21 protein-coding genes are annotated in these 22,008 nt (G+C 58.3%); 3 read left to right on the top strand and 18 right to left on the bottom strand.

Translation table 11 applies throughout. From position 1 onward, the window contains the following. Positions 1–4: 4 nt before the first annotated feature. The 6 genes from ACQ4WQ_RS09020 to phbB all read right to left on the bottom strand — a co-directional run bounded on the left by ACQ4WQ_RS09020 (position 5) and on the right by phbB (position 7,924). A complete protein-coding gene (locus ACQ4WQ_RS09020; protein WP_436496318.1) occupies positions 5–1,498 on the bottom strand; it encodes a PAS domain-containing sensor histidine kinase in 1,494 nt (497 codons plus the stop codon). Positions 1,499–2,115: 617 nt separating this feature from the next. After that, positions 2,116–2,358, bottom strand: coding sequence for a hypothetical protein (locus ACQ4WQ_RS09015; RefSeq protein ID WP_436496316.1), 243 nt, complete (start codon positions 2,356–2,358; stop codon positions 2,116–2,118). 228 nt (positions 2,359–2,586) lie between these two features. Beyond that, positions 2,587–4,296, bottom strand: coding sequence for a sensor domain-containing diguanylate cyclase (locus tag ACQ4WQ_RS09010; RefSeq protein WP_436496314.1), 1,710 nt, complete (start codon positions 4,294–4,296; stop codon positions 2,587–2,589). Between the two features lie 173 nt (positions 4,297–4,469). Further along, a complete protein-coding gene (locus tag ACQ4WQ_RS09005) occupies positions 4,470–4,916 on the bottom strand; it encodes an Hsp20/alpha crystallin family protein (RefSeq protein WP_436496312.1) in 447 nt (148 codons plus the stop codon). Positions 4,917–5,075: 159 nt separating this feature from the next. Continuing rightward, positions 5,076–7,148 carry a [FeFe] hydrogenase, group A gene (locus tag ACQ4WQ_RS09000; RefSeq protein ID WP_436496310.1) on the bottom strand — a complete coding sequence of 691 codons (2,073 nt, stop codon included), beginning with the start codon at positions 7,146–7,148 and terminating at the stop codon, positions 5,076–5,078. Between the two features lie 53 nt (positions 7,149–7,201). Next, positions 7,202–7,924, bottom strand: coding sequence for an acetoacetyl-CoA reductase (phbB, locus tag ACQ4WQ_RS08995; RefSeq protein ID WP_436496308.1), 723 nt, complete (start codon positions 7,922–7,924; stop codon positions 7,202–7,204). Between the two features lie 631 nt (positions 7,925–8,555). On the opposite strand from phbB, the gene ACQ4WQ_RS08990 reads away from it, so the two are divergent. The 3 genes from ACQ4WQ_RS08990 (at position 8,556) to ACQ4WQ_RS08980 (ending at position 11,065) form a co-directional block, all read left to right on the top strand. Continuing rightward, positions 8,556–9,284 carry a lipid-binding SYLF domain-containing protein gene (locus ACQ4WQ_RS08990; protein ID WP_436496306.1) on the top strand — a complete coding sequence of 243 codons (729 nt, stop codon included), beginning with the start codon at positions 8,556–8,558 and terminating at the stop codon, positions 9,282–9,284. Positions 9,285–9,390: 106 nt separating this feature from the next. Continuing rightward, positions 9,391–10,392, top strand: coding sequence for a zinc-dependent alcohol dehydrogenase family protein (locus ACQ4WQ_RS08985; RefSeq protein ID WP_436496304.1), 1,002 nt, complete (start codon positions 9,391–9,393; stop codon positions 10,390–10,392). Positions 10,393–10,597: 205 nt separating this feature from the next. Beyond that, entirely contained in the window at positions 10,598–11,065 is a 468-nt protein-coding gene (locus tag ACQ4WQ_RS08980) for a helix-turn-helix domain-containing protein (protein ID WP_436496302.1), read from the top strand. Between the two features lie 439 nt (positions 11,066–11,504). Here the strand turns inward: ACQ4WQ_RS08980 and guaA are convergent, their stop codons facing one another. The 12 genes from guaA to ACQ4WQ_RS08920 all read right to left on the bottom strand — a co-directional run bounded on the left by guaA (position 11,505) and on the right by ACQ4WQ_RS08920 (position 21,981). Then, a complete protein-coding gene (gene guaA, locus ACQ4WQ_RS08975; RefSeq protein WP_426075120.1) occupies positions 11,505–13,115 on the bottom strand; it encodes a glutamine-hydrolyzing GMP synthase in 1,611 nt (536 codons plus the stop codon). Positions 13,116–13,181: 66 nt separating this feature from the next. Beyond that, positions 13,182–14,642: an IMP dehydrogenase gene (guaB, locus tag ACQ4WQ_RS08970; RefSeq protein WP_326458636.1), complete on the bottom strand. Its 1,461-nt coding sequence runs from the start codon at positions 14,640–14,642 to the stop codon at positions 13,182–13,184. A 238-nt stretch (positions 14,643–14,880) separates the two neighbouring features. After that, a complete protein-coding gene (locus ACQ4WQ_RS08965; RefSeq protein ID WP_436496300.1) occupies positions 14,881–15,249 on the bottom strand; it encodes a response regulator in 369 nt (122 codons plus the stop codon). Positions 15,250–16,172: 923 nt separating this feature from the next. Then, positions 16,173–16,469 carry a hypothetical protein gene (locus tag ACQ4WQ_RS08960; protein ID WP_436496298.1) on the bottom strand — a complete coding sequence of 99 codons (297 nt, stop codon included), beginning with the start codon at positions 16,467–16,469 and terminating at the stop codon, positions 16,173–16,175. Between the two features lies 1 nt (position 16,470). Next, complete coding sequence (locus ACQ4WQ_RS08955; RefSeq protein ID WP_436496296.1) at positions 16,471–17,070, bottom strand: hypothetical protein; 600 nt, start codon at positions 17,068–17,070, stop codon at positions 16,471–16,473. 149 nt (positions 17,071–17,219) lie between these two features. Further along, positions 17,220–17,903 carry an SOS response-associated peptidase gene (locus ACQ4WQ_RS08950; RefSeq protein ID WP_436496294.1) on the bottom strand — a complete coding sequence of 228 codons (684 nt, stop codon included), beginning with the start codon at positions 17,901–17,903 and terminating at the stop codon, positions 17,220–17,222. Next, a complete protein-coding gene (locus tag ACQ4WQ_RS08945) occupies positions 17,904–18,632 on the bottom strand; it encodes a hypothetical protein (protein WP_436496292.1) in 729 nt (242 codons plus the stop codon). A 1,039-nt stretch (positions 18,633–19,671) separates the two neighbouring features. Continuing rightward, positions 19,672–20,460, bottom strand: a complete 789-nt coding sequence (locus ACQ4WQ_RS08940) for a DNA adenine methylase (RefSeq protein WP_436496290.1) — start codon at positions 20,458–20,460, stop codon at positions 19,672–19,674. 102 nt (positions 20,461–20,562) lie between these two features. After that, complete coding sequence (locus ACQ4WQ_RS08935; RefSeq protein WP_436496288.1) at positions 20,563–20,820, bottom strand: hypothetical protein; 258 nt, start codon at positions 20,818–20,820, stop codon at positions 20,563–20,565. A 5-nt stretch (positions 20,821–20,825) separates the two neighbouring features. After that, positions 20,826–21,221 (bottom strand): hypothetical protein, encoded by a 396-nt coding sequence (locus ACQ4WQ_RS08930; protein ID WP_436496286.1) that lies wholly within the window; start codon positions 21,219–21,221, stop codon positions 20,826–20,828. Next, positions 21,218–21,655, bottom strand: coding sequence for a D-Ala-D-Ala carboxypeptidase family metallohydrolase (locus ACQ4WQ_RS08925; protein WP_436496284.1), 438 nt, complete (start codon positions 21,653–21,655; stop codon positions 21,218–21,220). The genes ACQ4WQ_RS08930 and ACQ4WQ_RS08925 overlap by 4 nt, the downstream gene beginning before the upstream one ends. After that, entirely contained in the window at positions 21,652–21,981 is a 330-nt protein-coding gene (locus ACQ4WQ_RS08920) for a hypothetical protein (RefSeq protein WP_289897448.1), read from the bottom strand. Before ACQ4WQ_RS08920 ends, ACQ4WQ_RS08925 begins: the two co-directional genes overlap by 4 nt. Positions 21,982–22,008 lie beyond the last annotated feature (27 nt).

Below are 22,008 nucleotides of genomic sequence, written 5' to 3'. Positions count from 1 at the left end.
CATCTCATGCGCCCCCCCGTATCGGCAACCGCACGGCCAGCAAGGTTCCGTGCTCGACGGCCATGAAACGGATATCGCCGCCAAAATGCTGGGCGCGCTCGCGCATGCCTGCCAGCCCCCAGGAGTCGGCGGTCACCAGACTCTCGCAATGCATGCCCTTGCCATCATCTTCCACTTCCATCCGGATCGATGAATAGGCATGACTAACGCGCACGTCGACCCGCGTTGCCCCGGCATGGCGGACGACATTGGTGAGTGCTTCCTGCAAGATGCGGAACAAGGCGGTACTGCGCTCGGGGTCGATCTCCAGCAGCACAGTCTCCGCAGAAATATGGGTGCGGCAAACGAGACCTGCCCTGGCGCAGACTTCCTCCGCATGCCACTCCAGTGCTGCCCACACACCAAGCTGATCGAGCACGCTGGGACGCAGTTCGGTGATCACCCTGCGTAAGGCTGCGGTAGCGGTATCGAGCAGGGAACAGGCATCCTCGAGCCGAGGCTGCAACGTCCCCCCATTGCGCTGGTCCTGTATCAGGGCAACAGAAAGGTGGGCCTTGACACCAGTTAATACACTACCGAGTTCATCGTGCATTTCCCGGGCGATCCGGATACGCTCCCCTTCCTTCACACGCTCCTGATGGGCAATGAACTGGCGCAGCTTTTCATGCGACTTTTCCAGCGTTTCCAGCGCCAGCTTGCGCACGCTGATATCCTCCACCATGCCCACGTATTGCCGGGTGAGTCCGGCGCCGCCGCATACCGTCGTGGCACTGAGTATGGCCCAAATGACATGGCCATCCTTGTGCAGGTAGCGTTTTTCGATGCGATAACTGCTGATTTCGCCGCTGCACAGGCGCTGTCCGAACTGCACGCTGTTGGCAACGTCGTCGGGATGCGTCAGTTTCAGGTATCCCATCGCCAGCAGTTCCGGCGCCGTATAGCCGAGCATCTCGCACAGCGCCCGGTTCACGGTGACCCAGCGGCCCTGCATATCAGCCATGATCATGCCAAGAGATGAATTTTCAAATGCCCCGCGAAATCGCTCTTCGCTGGCATGCAACTGCGCCGCCGCCATGGTGCGTTCGGTAATATCATTGAGTATCAACAAGACGACGCCTGGCCCAAAATGCTCCTGGCTCAATTTAGCTTCCACCATGGCTGAAAATACGTCGTCCGCGCCCTTTTTCATGCGCAGGACGGCCGAACACGATGCGTCGCGGTCTAGCAGGCGCTGATGCAGGAAATAGAAGATATCCTGGTCATCAGGAAGAATGAAACGCGTGAACGGCTGCCTGGATAGCATCTCCAACGGTGTGCCTAGCAAGACCGATGCGGTAAGATTGGCCTGAATGATGATACCGCGCGCATCCATGCTGATATAGCCGACTGGCGCTTGGTCGTACAGGCGGTTATATAATTCGCCAGTGTTTTTCAAGGCCACCTGGGCCGCGCGCAACTCATCGTTCTGCATTTCCAGCTCGATTTCTCGCACGCTCATCTCGCGCTGCGTTGCTTGCAGGGACGCGGGATAACGCTCGTGAGAGCGGCGCCTGGCCGATCTCTGTTTCAGCCTGAGCCGTAGTTCCGCATGCTGGCGCAATGAAGTCCAATATTGCTCTGTCTGAAACGGAACGGAAAAATGCTTTCTTCGCTTCGCACACATAGTCGGATGACAATACCCGTCGTTGGCAAGATGCCACCTGTAGTATCACATCGGGGTAAGGTTCCGGGATGCAAATATACTAACAAGCAGTCATAATTTATATTAGCGCAATAGCGAGCTCAGTCATAGTAGTGAGAGAAAAATTAACGTTTTTTGCACAAAAGGGCCGCAGGCAGGCCACGGTGCATCGCATCCACCGTCCGGGGTTGTCGCCCACCAAGGTCCCGCCAGCGCAGAACCTGACACTGAGCCATCGGACGACCTGCTGCAGGGACATGAAAAATGTGTGGCGGAGGAGGACTGAAGCGAGGTATGCCGATGCTTGACTGGCTCGCAGGACATGCGGCGGCGACCAATTCGCTGGTTACACTGAATCAGGTCAGCGTGGACTGGATAATTAACAATAGCCCCACCTTACCGTGCCATGCGATGCTCGCCGCACCCGCATGCCGTCAAGCGCCGGACAGGTTCGAACCCAACGCTTTAAGTGTCGTCGATTGAATACAAAGCGGTGACAGCGCATTGCCTGAATCAACCTGAAGACAGCCCGACACGCGAGTGATCTTGACGATGCCTTCGTGCCTGACCTCAACAAAGGCGGCGCCCTCCCCGTTCAAGGTGGAATGCAGGCGCAAATGGCCATGCAACAAGAGATAATCACTGCCGCTTCGAACTATCCAGATATCTGCATGCATGGGGGCCGTCCTGTCATTGTGCATTTGCGAAATATGCAGGACAGTAGCTGAATCGCCCCACGCGCTTGCCAGCGGGGGGGAAGATGGTGTTGCCTGCTAATGGTTACTGTATTGCTTCGTGTAGGCGCAGTCACGAGCAAGGAATGATCTACATCAACAAAGGGGATAACATCAGCCCTGCAGACAACATTATTATCAAAAAATACTCGACATTGATGATGATGCTCCTTACAGACGGACAAGCTGGCGCTCATGCCCATGCAAATCGGCCTGGCCGCCGTCGTCAGCGCCCTGACTTGCCATGTCTGCCTGCCCCGCATACTCCTGGCACCAGTTCTCATTGATTTCAACGGCATTTATGCGGGAAAACTTCTTTGCGCGGGAATCGCAGGTGCATACATTATTGCGCCCCGATGCCTTGGCCTTGTATAGGGCATGGTCGGCAGCATTGAGCAGGGTGATGGCTAACGTTTCCATTTTAATCAAGGGAAACACCGCCACGCCGATACTTACCGTCACCTTGCACAGGGGACTGCCAATATGGGGAATGCCCAGAGTCTCTATGCCATGACGAATGGTTTCCGCAAGTGATACAGCGCCGTCGATATCCGATCCTGGCAAGAGCAGAACCATTTCCTCGCCGCCATACCGTGCGGCCATATCACCCGCCCTGCGCATGCCCGTCGCGACCACGCCGGCAATTTTTTTCAAGCATTCATCGCCAGCCACATGGCCATAAATGTCGTTATATTGCTTGAAAAAATCAATATCGATCATCATCAGGCCCAGGGAATTTCCTGCCCGCTGGGCCCGGCTGAACTCCACCATCAATGCTTCATCAAAACTCCGTCGATTTGCCAGGCCCGTCAAGCCATCGTGCAAGGCCAGGTCTGTCAGGCGCTGGTTGGATACTTTTAACTCATCGCTCGACTCCTTGAACTCCTCCTCGATGATCAAGTGTGAGTTCAGCTGGCTGAGCAAGCGGCAGCCAAAAAATCCGTTCAACAAGATCAAGGCGCTCAACGCCGCAATTTGCAGGCAGGCGTCATTGCGCCAGCCACTCAGGACTTCATCCTGCGACAAGGCGGTCACGATCACCAGCGGATACTCGCTGATCTTACGATAGCTGATGATCGTTGTTTTCCCGCCAAAACCCTCGCTGGCATGCGTTTCCTTGATCTTTACCATCGACGAGGATTCAGAAAACAGTTTGAATGACAAGTCGGCAACTTCGGACATTCCGCCATCATAGGGAATTTTCACTACGAGACTGCCGTTGTCATGTGCCAGCAAGATCGTTCCTTGCTCGCCGATGGAAAAGTCCTCATAGAACTTTCTAAAATAATTGAGGCGGACAGTAGCGAGCACAACGCCGCCAAAACTCCCATCGGGAAGATTAATTCTGCGTGACAGCGCCATAATCCATTCACTCTGGCCCAATCGTCCCGCGCCCATCCCCATATAAGGCCGCTGGTCATTATGCAAACGATGGTACTGAAGATATTCATTGCCCGGGTTGTCGAGATTGACGGGCATCTCCCTGCCGGAATTGATCAATGGCCTGCCATCATCGGCAAAGACGATGATCGCCTGCAGTTGGGGAAGTTCCGCGACACGGCTCCTCAACAACGCTTGCATACGGGATTGGTCAAAGCCTGACGTTCCCGACATGGCGCCGCGCTCGACCAGTCCAAGCAGCAGCGTATCGACCTCCTTGAGCGTATCGTAGGCATGCTGTGCAACAGCCTGGCTGACATTCGCGGCCGCGTCGCGCGCTTCGTGCAGCCGCACTTCACGCGCACGCCATATCGTCGACAGCTGGATCGCCAGGATAGACAGGCATACCAGCACAGCACATCCTGTGGCCAGGGTGCCCAGGGAAAAATGCCGGAAAAGAAACCCGCGTGGATAGTCGGCAGAACGCCCGGCAGCAGACATAGACTCGCCCTTTCCACTCGGTAGATAGCTGCAGCAACGCGGCGGCGATATGCGGCGAAGGCGAGGCTCGGCGTCACCCGAAGTGCGCGGTGGCGGGCCGCAGCCACCTAGGCCGCAGGAATGCGCGCGCTGGCCTGCAGCCAGGATAGCCCTGCACCAGCCGTGCAACAGTCCTAGCTGATCGGGATATGCTTGCTGGCCTTGCCGCTCTTTTTCGGCAAACTGAGGGTCAGCACCCCCTCGGCATAACTGGCGACCACCTTGGCATCGTCGATGTCGTGTGCCAGCGTAAAACTGCGGCACTGTTGGCCATACGTACGCTCCGTACGCAGCAACTTGCCGATTTTCACTTCGCTCTCGTGTTTCAATTCGGCCGTGATCGATACGACGCCGCCCTCGACGTCTACCTTGATGTCCTCTTTTTTCACGCCGGGCATCTCCGCCTTCACGGTATACGCCGTATCCGTTTCCGACACATCGATCTTGATGCGCGGCTCCACATGCCAGTCGCGCAGGGCGGGCCGAAGGTGAAAATCGCGAAACCAGTCCTCGATGCCATTCAAGGATTCGAAGCGCGCGATGTCAGAAAATGGATCGAATCGGGTCAGATGATTAGCCATGATAATGTTCCCTCCCAGGTTACCGGCACCCGGATAGATGCGTGAACTGATGATATTGATTTGCTACAGGAAAATGAATGATGCACATCAAACGATGCGTGGAATCCTTGTACCGCCAAGCGCAGCCGGACCTGCCGCAGCGGGCAACAGAACGCATTCCTAGCTCAGGGTGCGCACCAGCCTGGTGATTGCCATCGGTGACCGGCTACGATCGACCTCGACGCTGAAGCTGCACCATTCCCCCGTCGGGGTAATGACGGCAAGGTCGTCCACATCGGCAGCCGACACCATCCGGTGCCGCGCGAACGCCGGCCCATACTTGCGTGCAGGCAGCTGGGTATCGATCAGCGCCTGGATCGCTGTGGCGCCGTGCACGTCGCCGAACAGCGACGCCGTCGACCACGACGCATCGGGATGCAGCAAGGCCACCGCCCCCGCGCCGTCGCGCAGGTCCACGCAATCGAGAAATTGCATCAACAGCAGGCGCCTGGAATTGCGCGCAGCATAGCTTGTGTGCAGCAGCACGCGCGCCTGGACGGCATTGGCTTCCTGCATTTCCGTGGCGTACCAGGTTTGCACAGCCCGGTTTTCATGCGCACTGTGCCGCACCGCCTGCTTGTCGAGTTCGTAGATCGCCCGCATGCGCTTGTCCAGCACCAGGGGATCCATCGATTTGGGCTCGCCACCGCCGCCCAGGCAGCCGCCGACGCAGGCCATGACCTCGATGGCGACGAATTGATCGCGCCATGCGTCCGTCTCCAGCAGGTGCTGTACCGCGGCGATGCCATTGCAAATGGCGACCGTACCCAAACCAGCGATCTGCGCCGTCTTGATCCCCTGGTCGATGCCGCGCAATGGCTGCCACTCCAGCGCCAGCGCGTCCTGCCTGCCAAGCAAGTGGGCGGCGGTGCGCAACATGGCCTCCATCACGCCGCCCGACGCGGCAAAGATCTGTGCGGCGCCCGTGCTTTCCCCCAGGGGATCGTCGAAAGCGCCATCGTCCGCCAGCGCATGGAAGGCGATGCCGCGCGACTTGATCATCCTGGCCAGCTCCCGCGTGGTCAGGACATGGTCGACGTCGCCGGACAAGCCGGGCCGGACCGCCTCGTCCTTCTTGGCCGTGCAGGGCATGACGCTGACCACGTAAGGTTCCTCCCTGCCCTCGGCAAAGGCAGGCCCGAGCGAGCGCGCGAAGGCGCTGCGCTTCGTCAGCGCGCCATGCATCTGCTGCGGCGATTTGGTCGTGCTCAGGTGCGCCAGCAGGTCCGGCCGGTTGATTTCCACCCAGTTCACCCATCCCGGACAGCAGGACGTCAACAGGGGCAAGGGTTGCGCGCTTCCTGCCTGCCCTTTGATGCGCGCCAGCAACTCGCTCGCTTCTTCCATGATCGTCAGGTCGGCGCCGAAATTGGTGTCGAACACATAGTCAAAACCAAGTTGCCGCAAGGCATTGATCATTTTCCCCGTACTGACCGTGCCGGCCAGCATGCCGAATTCTTCGCCGATGGCAACGCGCGTGGCCGGCGCCACTTGCACCACGCAGACGCGCTCGTGCGCATCCAAGGCATGCAGCACCGCGTGCCAGTGCGGCGTCTCGACCAGCGCACCAACGGGACAGACCAGCGTACATTGACCGCAAGAAATGCATTGGGTATTGGCCAGGGTATGGTCAAAGACAGTCACCGGCAAGCGCCCCGCGCCGCGTTCGGCGAAGCCGATCACGTATTGCTGCTGCCCCGATGCGCCGCACGCTTCCACACACAGGCCGCATTCGATGCATTTGGACAGATCGCGCCAGATACTCGGCGAGGTATGATCGATCAAGCGGTGCTCGGGATGCGCCACCGAGCCGCGCGGCAGCTTTTCCCAGCGTTCTTCCCACTGATTTTCGCTGATCAGGCTTTGCAAGCGGCAAGAGCCGTTGACTTCGCAGCGCAGGCAGTCGTTCGGATGGCGCGCCAGCAGCCATTGCGCATCCATCGCACGAAAGGCATGCAGGTCGTTCGATGCCGTCTCGATAATGTCCCCTGCCTTTGCCAGTGTGATGCAGGCCGGCTGCGGGTGGGGCTGGCCGGCCACATGCACCAGGCACATGCGGCACACGGCATGGGTAGGCAAGCGCGGATAGTAGCAAAGCGTGGGAATATGCACGCCAGCTTGCCTCGCGGCATCGAGGTAGGTGGAGCCTTCCTCGACGTCGACAGCCCGTCCATTGACCGTCAACGAGATCATGTGTATCACTCCCGGCGCACCGCGGCCACGCACTTGCCCGGCGGCAAACAATGCTAGCCCATATACTGCCCGCCATTGACATCAAAGGTTGCCCCCGTGATGAAGCCGCTGGCGTCGTCGGCCAGGAACGCCACCAGGCGCGCGATGTCCGCAGGCGTGCCGAGCCGGCCAACGGGGATGCCGGCGATGATTTTTTGCAGGACTTCGGGGGCGACCTCGGCCACCATGTCAGTATCACAATAGCCGGGAGCGACCGCGTTCACCGTGATCTGCTTACGCGCCCCCTCCAGCGCCAGCGCCCGCGTAAAGCCGAGAATACCGGCTTTGGCGGCGGCGTAATTAGACTGCCCAAGCTGGCCCTTCTCGCCGTTGACGGAACTGATATTGACGATACGGCCGAACTCGCGCGCCCGCATGCCTTCCATGACATGACGGCACATATTGAACATCGAGCCGAGATTGGTATTGATGACCTGCCACCATTGGTCGGGATCCATGCGGTGCAATAGCGCATCGCTGGTGATGCCGGCATTGTTGATCAGGATATCGACGGGCCCCATTTGCTGCTCCACAAGGGCAATGCCATGGCGGCAGGCGTCGAAATCGCTGACATCCCATCGGAATACGGGAATCGCTGTCGCCTCGAAAAATGCGCCGGCAGCGTCCGCATTGCTGTGGTAGACGGCGGCGACCCTGTGGCCGCCCGCTTGCAATGCGAAGGAAATGGCCTTGCCCAGCCCTCGGGTACCACCAGTGACAAGTGCGATTCGTTGCATGAAGACTACTCCCATGGCGGCAATCCGATCGATCTTGCGGCAGCTTCCGCCGGCAAGCGCATTGCGGCAAACGGCGCGACTTGCGTTCAATGTACGCGACTGCAGGCAGTCACGTCACTGGCGCTGTATGACATAGATCAATTCCTGCCAGACTAAATCGGCACAACGCGGCAGCAGCATAGAGCCACCCCGTCCTTCGAGCGCGCCGGATTTCCCTCTGCGTTCATCATGGCGTCGTCTTCAACGGCCTGATCGCAACGGACGTCGTCATGATGTGAGATGCGGCAGCACCCGGGATCGATCGGCGACCGGCGACCGGCTGTTGGTGAGCGGCGGCGTTGGCGTGCTCGCTCCTCATTGATCAAGCGATACCGTCGCAGGACTGCCAATGCGAGGATTGCGACCGCCAGGACGCCGCCGCCTGGGCCCCAGTTCCGGAACGCGCGCGGATATCGAACGGATGTGAGAACCTTCAACCATGGAAACTTATACGCCTGCCCGTTCGGCATGCTGCCTGGCACGACCGAGAGAACAGTGATGTAGATCATGGTCAATGGCGGGCAAGCGGCGCTAGCATGAGGCACGCTCATATCATGAGCACAAATCAGCACCCATTACGGAGGGAAATGCCATGTCTATCGGAAATCACTGCCGCCAGGTCGCAGCGGCGTGCTTGTTCATGCTGCTGGCGTCGGGGGTTGCTGTGGCGCAAAGCAATGGCCGCCAAAGCAGCGCGCCCGATCTCGCCAACAAGGCGATGGAGAGCGCCAACAAGCGCGTTGAAGCCGCCATTCCAGTGGTACACGAGCTACAAGCCGATGCGGGCATGCAGCCATTGCTGCAACAAGCCAAGGGCATCTTAATCGTTCCCTCATATGGCCGCGCTGCATTGGGGGTGGGTGCTCAAGGGGGCGGCGGACTGCTGCTCATCAGGGGCCCCAATGGCAACTGGAGCGGCCCCGCCTTCTACAATCTGGGCGGCTTGACGCTGGGTTTGCAAGCCGGCGCAGAGGGCGGCCCCATCGTCATGGTCCTGAACAATGATAAGGCCGTCAACGCGGTCATGAAGAAGAATAACTTTTCCCTCAACGCCGCAGCGGGGCTGACCGTGGTCAATTGGCGAAAAATGGCGCAGGGCACGGTCGGCATCGGCGACGTCGTGGCCTGGAGCGGAACAAAAGGCCTGTTCGGCGATGTCGTGGCCGTGGGATTGAGCGACATCCGATTCAACCAGCATTTGACCGATGCCTTTTACGGACGCACCTTGTCGCCCAAGGATTTCGCTACAGGGAACATTGACGATCCCCACGCCCTGCCCTTGCAACTAGCGCTGGACGCAGCGTCGGCGGCGCCGAAATAGGCTGTGCGTTGCAGCATGACCATTGGCGCAGGACTGGCATCCAGGAAACGCGGCGCGCCGGGAACAACGAGGCCACCTTGCATGAGACGAAGCGAAAGGATTTGCCATGCTGACAATGGTACTTGAGCACGTCGGACCTGGGGCGCAGCTGCACGCACTGGAGCGCCCGGTGCCGGCACCAATGGGGCAGGATGTGCTCCTGCGCGTTCTGGCCTGTGGCGTTTGCCGCACGGACCTGCACCTGCTCGATGGCGAACTGCCCGCGCACCGCATGCCACTCGTGCCAGGACATGAAATTGTCGGCGCGGTGGTTGCCGTCGGCGCCCGGGTAAACAATCTGCAGATCGGCGCGCGCGTGGGCGTGCCGTGGCTGGCAGGCAGTTGTGGCGCCTGCGTGTATTGTTGCTCTGGCAGCGAAAACCTGTGCGATGGCGCCCGCTTTACCGGCTACGACCGCGATGGCGGCTATGCCGAATACGTGCTGGCCGACGCACGCTACTGCCTGCCGCTCCCGGATAGCCATGACGACGTGCACGCAGCACCGCTGCTATGCGCAGGACTCATAGGCTACCGTGCCTATGCCATGACGGGCGCGGCGCGCAGGGTCGGCATCTACGGCTTCGGTGCCGCCGGACACATCGTGGCGCAACTGGCGGTAGCCCAAGGGCGCGAAGTCTACGCTTTCACGCGCGAAGGTGACGTGCGCACGCAGCATTTCGCCCGCTCTCTAGGGGCGGCATGGGCGGGGGCATCGACAGGGCCGGCCCCGGTCGCGCTGGATGCGGCTATCCTGTTCGCGCCGGATGGCGCTCTGGTGCCACTGGCGCTGGCCGCCTGCGCCAAAGGGGGCAAGGTCGTCTGCGGCGGCATCCACATGAGCGACTTGCCCGCCATGCCATATTCCTTGCTGTGGGGAGAGCGCAGCGTGCGCTCGGTCGCCAACCTGACCCGCGCCGACGGCATGGCGTTCCTGGCGCTCGCAGAACGTTACGACCTCAGGACGACGCCATTGGCCTATCCGCTGCTTCAGGTCAACGAGGCGCTGGCGGACTTGCGCGCCGGGCGATTTGACGGCGCCGCCGTGCTGGTACCCAGCCTCAGGTCCTGAGTCATAATCGTCAGCCTGGCAGCTGCCATTGATCCAGGCTAAGCGGAAGGAATGCAAAACAAGGGGATGCCGCGCCCGGGCAGTAAAATCCATGCTGGCGACCAAGCTGTCGCTGGCAAAGCGCTCTCGTGGCGTTCATCATTGCGACGGCAGGCGGGTCATGCGCCGCTGATTCACGAACGTTGTACATTGAAAGGCAAAATGTATGTCTGGCGACACCCAAGTTTCTGAGCGGATCAAAAGCTGCCGCGAAAATCTTCGTATCTCACAAGTGCTGCTTGCCGAACTGGCGGGCATCAATCCCACGCAACTATATCGCTACGAATCAGACAAGGCCAAACCACGGCCGGATGCGGCAGATAGAATTGCCGCGGCCCTCGGCGTCAGCACCGCCTGGCTTGTCCACGGGACGTTGCCTGTTGCCAGAGGGGCACAAATCGACCCGCCAGTGCCGGCAGGAGGGGGGCTGATCGTGAAATTCCTGGAACTCCCCCCCGCGCTTGCCTTCGTCGTGAAGCGACTGGCCATGCAAAATGGCAGCACCGTAGAGATGGAATTGCTGGACCTCGTGCACCAAGGCCTCGAAGCCAAGCACAAAAAAAAACTGGCTTGCGCTGAGTCCGCAGCTAGTTCAGCCTTGCCTGCGTCTGGCGAAAATTCAACGGCGCCTTGAACGGAACTTCCATCTGCCGGCGGGTGCGGTACGCCGCGGATCCAGTCAACGAAATCGATGGGCGTTCGCCGGAACTGAACCCCTTGGTGCAAGGTGCGCTAAATGGATTGCTGGTTCCATTACAGCAGATGCAGTGGAAACGGACGCCGCCAGTTGCCGTGATGACTCCATGCAGTGAGCATGCGCAAACGCGCCTGCGCGTTCTGCCAGACAAAGCCGGAAACCCATTCGCGTGGCGCTGATGGAATCCAGCCTCCGGCCTTGGCGTTGCTCTGAGGTCGATAAGACCGGGTAAAACGATGCTTGGGCCCAGTTCGGCCCCTTTGCGCCGAGATGATCGACCGGACGCACATCAAAAAAATGGCCGTTGATAATTCTTTTTGAATTATCAACGGCCATATATTTTTCACTGTAAAATCAAACAGTTAAAGCGAACTCGTCATTCCCATTCGATGGTCGCCGGCGGCTTGCCCGAGATATCGTAGACGACGCGGTTGATGCCGCGCACTTCATTGATGATGCGGTTGGAGACCTTGCCCAGCAGGCTGTGCGGCAGGTGCGCCCAGTGGGCCGTCATGAAGTCCTGCGTCTGCACAGCGCGCAGGGCCACCACGTATTCGTAGGTGCGGCCATCGCCCATCACGCCCACCGATTTGACGGGCAGGAAGACGGCAAACGCCTGGCTCGTCGCTTCGTACCAGTTCGCTGGCAGCGCGTCCGGGTCGACGGCCTGGCCGGCGACGAATTCGTACGGCGTGTTGCGCAGTTCTTCGATGAAGATGGCATCGGCGCGGCGCAGCAGGTCGGCGTAGTCCTTCTTGACTTCGCCGAGGATGCGCACGCCCAGGCCCGGGCCCGGGAACGGGTGGCGGTAGACCATGTCATGCGGCAAGCCCAGGGCCACGCCCAGTTTGCGCACTTCATCCTTGAACAGCTCGCGCAACGGTTCCAGCAGCTTGAGTTTCATGGTGTCCGGCAAGCCGCCCACGTTGTGGTGGCTCTTGATGGTCTGGCCCTTCTTGCCCTTGCCGGCCGATTCGATCACGTCCGGGTAGATCGTGCCTTGCGCCAGCCATTTGGCGTTGACCAGCTTGCCCGATTCGACCTGGAACACTTCGACGAATTCGCGGCCGATGATCTTGCGCTTCTGCTCGGGATCGGTGACGCCGGCCAGATGGCCCATGAACTGCTCTTCCGCATCGACGCGGATGACTTTCACGCCCAGGTTCTTGGCGAACATGTCCATCACCATCTTGCCTTCGTCCAGGCGCAGCAGGCCGTGGTCGACGAAGACGCAGGTCAGCTGGTCGCCGATGGCGCGGTGGATCAGGGCTGCCGCCACGGAGGAATCGACGCCGCCGGACAGGCCCAGGATGACGTCATCGGTGCCCACTTGCGCGCGGATCTTTTCCACCGCTTCGCTGATGTAGTCGGGCATGTTCCAGTCCGACTTGCAGCCGCAGATTTCATGCACGAAACGGCCGATCATGGCCTTGCCCTGCACCGTGTGCGTCACTTCCGGGTGGAATTGCACGCCGTAGAACTGGCGCTCTTCATCGGCCATGGCGGCGATCGGGCAGCTCGGGGTGTTGCCCATCAGCTTGAAGCCTGGCGGCATTTCCAGCACCTTGTCGCCATGGCTCATCCACACTTTCAACATGCCGTGGCCTTCGTCGGTGACGAAGTCGGCAATACCGTTGAGCAACTTGGTGTGGCTGCGGGCACGCACTTCGGCGTAGCCGAATTCGCGCACCAGGCCGTTTTCCACCTTGCCGCCCAGCTGGGCCGCCATGGTTTGCATGCCGTAGCAGATGCCCAGCACGGGCACGCCCAGCTCGAACACGGCTTGCGGCGCGCGCGGCGAGTCGCCGTCCAGGGTGGAATTGTGGCTGCCCGACAGGATCACGCCGGCGGCGCCATAGTTGCGCACGAATTCGTCGCTGACGTCATACGGGAAGACTTCGGAAAACACGCCGGAATCGCGCACGCGGCGGGCGATCAGCTGGGTGACTTGGGAGCCGAAATCGAGAATGAGGATTTTAGAATGCATGATGGGGACTTTATCTGTGGTCATTACAAAACCGGCGCACTGGGCGCCGGTCTGGTCTGTCGCTATTTACTCGGAACGGTAATTCGGCGCTTCCTTGGTAATCTGCACATCATGGACATGCGACTCGCGCATGCCGGCCGAGGTGATTTCCACGAATTCCGCCTTTTCGCGCAGTTCGTCGATGGTCGCGCAACCGCAGTAACCCATCGATTGACGCACGCCGCCCACCAGCTGGAAGATGATCGCCAGCACGCTGCCCTTGTAGGCCACGCGGCCTTCGATACCCTCAGGCACGAACTTGTCGGCCTTCATGGTGGCGTCCTGGAAATAACGGTCAGCCGAACCATCGGACATCGCGCCCAGCGAACCCATGCCGCGGTACGATTTGTAGCTGCGGCCCTGGTACAGGATCACTTCGCCTGGTGCTTCTTCCGTACCGGCAAACATGGAACCCATCATGACGGTCGAGGCGCCAGCGGCCAGCGCTTTCGAGATATCGCCCGAGAAGCGGATACCGCCGTCGGCGATACATGGCACGCCCGTGCCTTCGAGTGCTTCGGCAACATTCGAGATGGCCGTGATTTGCGGCACGCCCACACCGGCGACGATACGCGTGGTGCAGATCGAGCCAGGACCGATGCCGACCTTGACCGCGTCGGCGCCGTATTCCACCAGCGCCTTGGCGGCGGCGGCGGTAGCGATGTTGCCGCCAATTACTTCCACTTGCGGGTACTTGGTCTTGATCCAGCGTACGCGGTCCAGGATGCCTTGCGAGTGGCCGTGAGCCGTGTCGACCACCAGCACGTCGACGCCGGCGGCGACCAGCAGGTCGATGCGCTCTTCATCCTTGGCGCCCACGCCGACGGCAGCGCCGACCAGCAGTTTGCCCTGGCTGTCTTTCGACGCGAACGGGTGGGAGGTCGACTTCTGGATATCCTTGACGGTGATCAGGCCGCGCAATTCGAATGCGTCGTTGACCACCAGCACGCGCTCGAGGCGGTGCTTGTTCATCAGGCGCTTGGCTTCGGCCGTATCGGCGTCTTCCTTGACGACCACCAGCTTTTCGCGCGGGGTCATCTTGGCGGAAGCTTCCGCGTCGAGTTCCTGCTCAAAGCGCAAATCGCGGTTGGTGATGATGCCGACGACTTCCTTGCCTTTGACAACGGGGAAACCGCTGATGCCGTATTGTTCCGTCAGAGCGATCACGTCGCGGATTTTCATGTCCGGCGGAATCGTGATCGGATCGCGCAGCACGCCAGCTTCGAAACGCTTTACGCGGGCCACTTCACGTGCCTGGTCCTTCGGATTCAAATTCTTGTGGATGATGCCGATGCCGCCTTCCTGAGCCATCGCGATCGCCAGGCGGGCTTCCGTCACCGTGTCCATGGCTGCGGACAGCAAGGGAATATTCAGGGTGATGTTGCGGGTCAGGCGAGTTTTGAGGGACGTATCGGCGGGCAGAACGTTGGAGTAGGCTGGGACGAGCAGCACGTCATCGAATGTGAGTGCTTTTTGAAGTAGACGCATAGCATTTCCTATTGGCGCAAAAGCAGATTATACAGAAATTCTGGACTCCTGTCTTAAACATTCTGAAACCCTTGTAGACATAGAGTGCATGCCGTTCCTCCCTGTAACCAACGGCCTGGAAAAGTCTGGAAAAGTCTGCGCTTTCGCCCAAATTTCGCCCTCATTCTGCTGCAACCGTGATGCTTCCTAGCCCATCTGCCCTACCTCTGGCCTACAGTACTAACAAGCATAAATTCGGCTAGTTCAACGATTTCAAAATATCATCGAGGCATGCTGGTTTCAACAAGTGTTGATCGAATCCAGCATGCCTTACCTTTGCGCGTGTCTCATCGTCTCCCCACGCAGTGAGAGCCACGAGCTTCGTACAGTCCATGGCCGCACAGCCTCTTATTGCGGCAGCAACCTCCAAACCATTCATTCCAGGCATCCCAAGGTCTAAGAAAAGGACATTGGGGACGTTAGTGCTAGCCTCCCTGATAGCTGACGGACCATCGTAGAGTGCCTGAGCATCATACCCAGACATTACCAAAAATTCAGCGAGGAGATCAGCCGCATCATGGTTGTCATCAACAACCAAAATTCTGAGATTGGGAATTTGATTTGCCATTTTATTCCACCTGTAGATGCACTTCCCTGACCAAAGAAGCTTGAAAAGCCGACAGGTTCGAGGACGGCGGAGAAAAAACCAGCGGCCTCGATGGCCAGGACAGGTTCTTTATTGCAATAACACATACAACACATACGAATGAGGCGATCATGACGGAAGTTGCTAATTTTAACAACGTTTTTTGCGGGTGTCTGTAGGATCGTACGCTATTCGGATGTCGTCAAATTGGCTATAAGCGCCAACTCAGGCACGAAAATAAAGAAACTCCAGAGTTAGTATTCGCGAGAATCATTCCCCTCTAGCCGCTCTATAATTCCCACAAGAAATTGTGCCGCGCAACAATTCGTGCCTCCCTTCGCTAGCGCCAGAGCCATGCTGATCAAGCTCCCCATTTTCTGTAGAAAGGTCAAATTATGTCGCAACCTGCGGTGCTTGCTGAACCACTCAGCGTTGAGCGAAGAACCGACTTCCTTACCGCTAAGATCGTAGATTTGGCTATCGATATGGAAAAAAGTCTCGGGGCGGTCCAGGCAATTGTTTATATGCGAAGGCACAATGTGAACATGACTGTCGCGCTGAGAGTGATCCTACGGGAAGCAGAGCGTAGAAAAGTTACAGAGTGGGAGGATTCGCCTACTCGTCACGATTATGTCGCTGACACAAGGTAGGCATTAGAAAGAGCGTGTATGCAAGGCTCCATGACGACAATGACGGCCCGCCCCCCCCCTAGCCTTGGGGCCTTCGACCACTTTGCTCTCTACGGCACGCCCGCCAGCTATCAGCACCAGGGCGAATACCTGCAGCTGAACTATGGCAGCGCGGCGGCCGGCTGCCAAGTCATAGTGCTGGTCGACCAACAACAGCGCGTATCCGGCTGGGCATCCGCCGGACGATCTTGCCCGGCACGCTGATCGGCCGTCGACTCACTCAGGTGGTTGCATTATGGCAAAGCAAGGCTCGCCGTCCAGTTGCACCCGAAGCGAGGCACGGATCAGCCCGGACATGCCGACGCGCGGCCCCAAGCTGCGCTCCAATTCATCGGCCGCCGCGGCGATCTCGCGCAGGCGCCGAACCTCCCACAAAAGCGCGCGCACGTCGGCCGAGTCATTGCGACCTTGAATTTCTTTCAGCTGCTCAATGCTGAGGGGTTTTCGAATCTTGCTCATATCTTTTCGTTTGCCCGGTGCCAGTTCATCCTCACGCGTTAAACCGGTCGGCATTCTATCGAACCAAGTGCGCCTCGCGCTTCGTCAGCTCGCGTTCTTTCATCTCGATGCTAACCAGCCACCCGCCGCGCTCCAGCTGCTCCTGACGGCTCTCAAAACTCGAGCGCAACTGCAGGCCGCCCAGTTCGAACGACTCTTCCGACATCCACTCGATATAACAGTCGACCAGGCGGCCCTCCGGAAATGTCGAAATCTGATGGCTGCGCAGCTCAGCGCACGTGGTCTGGCGGTGAAGCACATTTGAGTAATTATCAGCCACCGCCAGCAACCCACGCGAGCCACTGCTCTCACGCGCAAGTTTTTTCGGTAGCGCCACTCCAGATCTATACAGTTCCCTAGCGCGGAATCCGATAGCGTTTTCCGGTACGAAAAGTTTGCATACCCAGGTCTGGGCGACCTCGCGGGTGTGGCCGGACTCATCCTTCGTTGCCTCAATGCCACTCAACACCATATTCCATCCTTGAACCCGCACCAGTTTGGGCTTGGCCAGCTGCGCCAGGATGCGCGGCGCGCCTATAGTCTGCAGGCGTGCCACTTTTGAAGGGCGTCGATTCCCCTCCAGCGTTACGTCGACCACCAACAGTTCGAGCAGCATGGCACCCTCTACTACCGGTGCAGGGGCTGCCAGCACCGCCCCTTCCTCTCGACGCCTTGATGCCCAAACCTTCATCATTCATTCCAAATATACTGTACAAAAATACAGTATATTGCCAAGCTTAGGAAACCAGAAGGCGAAATTTGTAACTAGAAGAGTCCGCCCTGCTCCGCTGGCGCGGCCGGCTGAGGCGCTTTCGAACGGGATCGCGTCTGCATAGGGTCAGGCTGCGCGACAAGCAGCTCCGCCGGATACTGCCGATAAACGTCCTCTTCCGACACCAGCGAGCCGTCCAGCCAACCCTGATACTGATCCGGGTCCAGGATCATCACCATGCGCTTTTCATCGTCAGGCTTGTGGAAGCGCTGCATCAGTGGGTGTCCGTCAGCATTGATCGTCAGCATCGAGAACGACAGTAGCTGATCCGCTGGTCGGTATTCCCATATTCCAGCGATGGCCACCGGTCCGCCGTCAGCGCGCTCGATGCGCCAGCGCACGGGTTTGCCGGTTTCGTAGTTGGGTTCGAAGAAGTTGGCTGCCGGGATGATGCAGAACTGTTTGCGCTTCCAGGCGCTGCGGAAGGATGGCTTGCTGGCCACCGTCTCCGTGCGCGCGTTATAGGTCTGGCGGGCGAGCTTGTGGTCTGCCCAGTGCGGAACCATGCCGAACATGGCTTGGACGATTTCCAGCTGACCAGGTGCCTCGTGCGAGTCGCGCAGGATTGGCGCCATGTAGCCGGGCCATGCCTCGGGTGGCAAGTCGAGCAGCGGATATCCGGCTCGAAAGCTTTCTTCGATCTGCTCTTTACGGCTGGGGGTGTAGTCAGCGCACATTTAATCAATAATTGCGTAAAGCCTATCAATGAAACCAGTTACCAAATCGCGAGATTGCGTTAAAAATACCAATGCGTCGTGGTCAGTATTTTCCAATTTAAATTTCAAATCACCGGCATCCCGAGAAATGGCAATCGTTATCCTTGGATTAAATTGGCTTAACATCTCCACATCTGACATCTTACCATTCAAATTTACAACCATACCTTTACCCATGGGCAAATCACCCATAAAGCAATTTTCAAATATTACTTGTCCTCCACCATCACCGAACTTGACCAGCCCACCCACACTTGTGCTTGCTGGTCTGGCCACTTTAGTTTGCGATGTCAAATTCTGATGTTTATTATGATTTGTAAATCCACAAAGATCTAACAAAGTATTTTCCATTAACGAATGGGGCTGGATGGATTCAATTTCCTTGTAAATTACATTATTAACCGTTTCAATTTTTGGATAGGTTCGACTAACATAATCCCTAAATCTTCGCTCATCTACGGCATACGGAAAATAAATCTTAGGAGGATCCTTTTTGTACACAAAATAATAAATATCAATCGCACTATAATCCAATACACTACGCAGATGCTCTAACGCACTTTTTACTTTAACTTTTGGAATACTCTCGATAGAAAAATCACTCTTTGCTTTTTCATATACCCCGGCTAAATTCAGGAGAATTTCGTCTACTTCTTGAAGTAGCTCCCGAATTGCATCGCGTCTGGACATTGGTATTCCTTGAATAAGTTGGATTTCCGATGCTACACCAAAACGCGACCTTTCAACACTTAGCATCATAAAATTCTAATCCGGCAAGATCGAGAGATTTGACCTATTGCTCCATGTCTCGGCCACGCACGAACTCTTGGCAGGCCCTTCCCATCACCGCCATCTCATCAGTTGCGGTATCAGGGCATGAATATCTCGCACGACCGCGTGCTAGTAGCCCGTCGATGGAATCGGCTGCAGGGCCTATTCCAGCGCTATCAGCACCGGCTAGTGCAGCAAATGCAGCACATGCACGGAAGGTGGGTTTGCTGGCTACAGTCTCGGTGCAGGGGTTGTAAGTCCGGCGCGCCTGCTGAAATCCATCCAGCGCGGCACAAGCCCAAGCATGACCCGTGGGATCTCCAGATCGCCGAAAATCACATGTGACCCGAAAAAAATTAGCGCCATGTAGCCTGCCTCGCCTCTGGCGGTAGGTCGAGTTGAAGCGAGCGAACGCCGAGGTGCTCTGCTCCTTACAACTCGAGTGAAATCAGCACACATGCAAAATAGCAATCTGAAATTTCATATAAACGATGAAAAATTCTACGACTTATTCAATAAAATCAAAAACTTACGAACAAGTATTAAGGATATCACGACATATCTTTTGATCTTTATCCTTATAGCACCTACAATAAATAAACAGAGAAAGAAACGTCAACAACACTACCCGCCGCATTGACGTTTTCAGCTTGCCGTCTAAATGTTAGAGGGTAGCCCACCTCTGAACACGGAGCAATTTCACGATGAAAATATCATTGAAGATTAACCACTTTAAGTTGGACATTGACATCCCATCAACGCTAGCCATTACCCTTCTCTCAATATTGCAAATTATTTTCTATTAACCCGAGGCCTCAAACGCTAAAAAGAGCGTTTGAGGCCTCTGCCCCCAGGAAAGCGATGCTGTTATATAATTTCACACAAATAATATCACTTCATCACGCGTGGAAGTAACCGTCTAAACTACAGTCGTCCACAGTGAATTTTAAAGGTAACGTTAAAATAAGCCAGCCGGATCAGAATCTTTATCCCAACTGTAAATAATTAACTCCGTGCGCTCGACTGCCTTGCCACCTCCACCCACGTTGTACTGGATGCCGGTTGTGTCCATCTGAAAACACGCAAACACACGCCGGATGTCCGGATGGTCATTCAGGCTCAGGATGGCCTTGCCCTTCAGCCTGGCCATCAGCTCGGCCATCTTCTCGTACTGCGCGAAGTCAAACTCCAGGCCATAGCCGGCGGTTTCCCAGTACGGAGGGTCCAGGTAAAACAGCGTGTGCGGCCGGTCGTAGCGTTCCATGCACTTGTACCAGTCTAGGTTCTCGATGTAGGCGCCGGACAGGCGCAGGTGTGCGGCCGACAAATTCTCCTCGATACGCAGTAAATTGATCGGTGGCGCGGTCGTGGCCGTGCCCCACGTCTGCCCATCAACCTTGCCACCGAAGGCTTGCTGCTGCAGGTAGAAGAAACGTGCCGCGCGCTGCAGGTCCGTCAGAGTATGAGGCGGCGTGTCCTGCAACCACTTGAACACCTCGCGGCTCGACAGCGCCCACTTGAACTGGCGCACGAATTCCTCTAGGTGATTCTTGACGACCCGGTATAGGTTGATCAGCTCGCCGTTGACGTCGTTGAGCACTTCCACCTCGGCCGGCGGCCGCATGAAGTACAGCGCGGCGCCGCCGGCGAAAACCTCGACGTAGCAAGTGTGGGGTGGAAATTGCGGAATGATGCGGTCGGCCAGGCGTCGTTTGCCGCCGATCCAGGGGATGATGGGTAATGCCAAAATGTGTACCTCCTAGTGTTAAAGTCGAATTCCTCCCATGAGGCAATCCAATCCTACTCACCAGGTTCCACCGGCTGATTGCTGCTGTTAGCGCAGCGACAATCAGCGCTCTGCTTTCTCATCTGGCAGAATGCATCCCGCAATTGCCGCCTCCATCTCCACTTCATACTTCCGGCCGCGCGGCCAGTCCCGCGCCAGCGCCAGGACGATCTCGCCATCCGTTGCCGCGGGCGCCAGCTGGTCGAATTCGTAGGCCGGCCGCTGCGGTACCGACTTTACACATGGTGTAAAGACGGGAACTTCGACCAGCTGCGGCGCCGGCGGCGCGCTGGCGCAACCGGCCAGCAGCAATACAGGCATCCATTTCATCGCGCACCCTCCAGCAGCAGCCTGACGGCCGGCATCGCCTCATCGCAGGTCGCGGCGCGCGCGCCCGCGATCTGCGCCAGCGCTGCGTCGTACTTCTTGCTCTTGGCAGCGGTGGCCGCCTGCGCCGCTGCGCCGCGCTCCTGTGCCGCCAGGGTTGCCTTGGCCATGCCATCGATGGCGCGGTTTTGTTCGCTGATGGACGCGCGCAACGCAGCGCTGACGCGCTGCTCTTGCGCCAGCGCCGCGCGCGCGGCATCCCGGTCGCCGGCGGCCAGCCACCACCCGGTACCGCTGGAACTAGCCACGAGCAACAGCACGCCGGCCAGTACGATGGTGGCCGCCTTCCATATCCCGCTGACGGCGCCGACCGCCAACGCGCCCAGGGCGCTCATACGATGCCCGTCACATAGCTGACGCTGCCGCCGGCAAACTTGGCAGTCAGCACCTGGCGCCGCGGCGCACCTGCAGACAGGCCGATATGCACCCACGTTCCCTCGTAGATCAGCTGGTCGAAGGCGATATCGCTTTGCCGGATCAGCAGGGCCAGCGCCTTGGGCACCAGCTTGGCCGTGCTGATATCGGCGGCCAAGCCCAGCACGTGGGCACTGTTGCCGGTGCCGCCCACGGCCTTGTTAAGCGCGGGCGAGCGGTAGCCGCTGGAAATGGCGATGGGTGCGCCCACCAGCGCGCGTACCTGCTCCAGCAGCGCGGCCAGGCGTGTGAGGTTGGCTATGATGGCCGGTGACGGCGCATTGTCGATACCCTGGCGGGTGGCCACCTGTGAGGCGACCAGTTCGGCCAGGCTGAAATGTGGGCTCAGGTTCACAGGCCACCCCGCACGTCCTTGACGATCGCGGCCGCGTCACGCGCCAGCTCGCCAATGTCTTTGTCCTTGCGTTTATCGAGCCAGCGCACCGTGGCGCCCAGCACCCACCAGGCAGGCAAGCCGGCGGCCACCATCAGCGGTGCGGCGATGAACAGGAAGCCCAGAGCCGGGTCGCTGCCGTACAACACGGCGACGGCGCGAGCGCTGTCGAACAGGCCCGGCATCCAGTTGCGCACGACCACGACCAGGGCCGGACCCATCAGGGCGGAAAACAGAATGGTGACGAAGAAGCGCACGCCCGCTTCCTTGGCAGTTTTTGGCCACATAAACATGAATCCCAGTGAGGTTGCGGC

This window comes from Janthinobacterium goodfellowi (genome assembly GCF_051380695.1).
GTDB lineage: Bacteria > Pseudomonadota > Gammaproteobacteria > Burkholderiales > Burkholderiaceae_D > Janthinobacterium.
The sequence above is the reverse complement of the archived record's forward strand: the minus strand, read 5'-3'. Positions and strand labels throughout refer to the sequence as shown.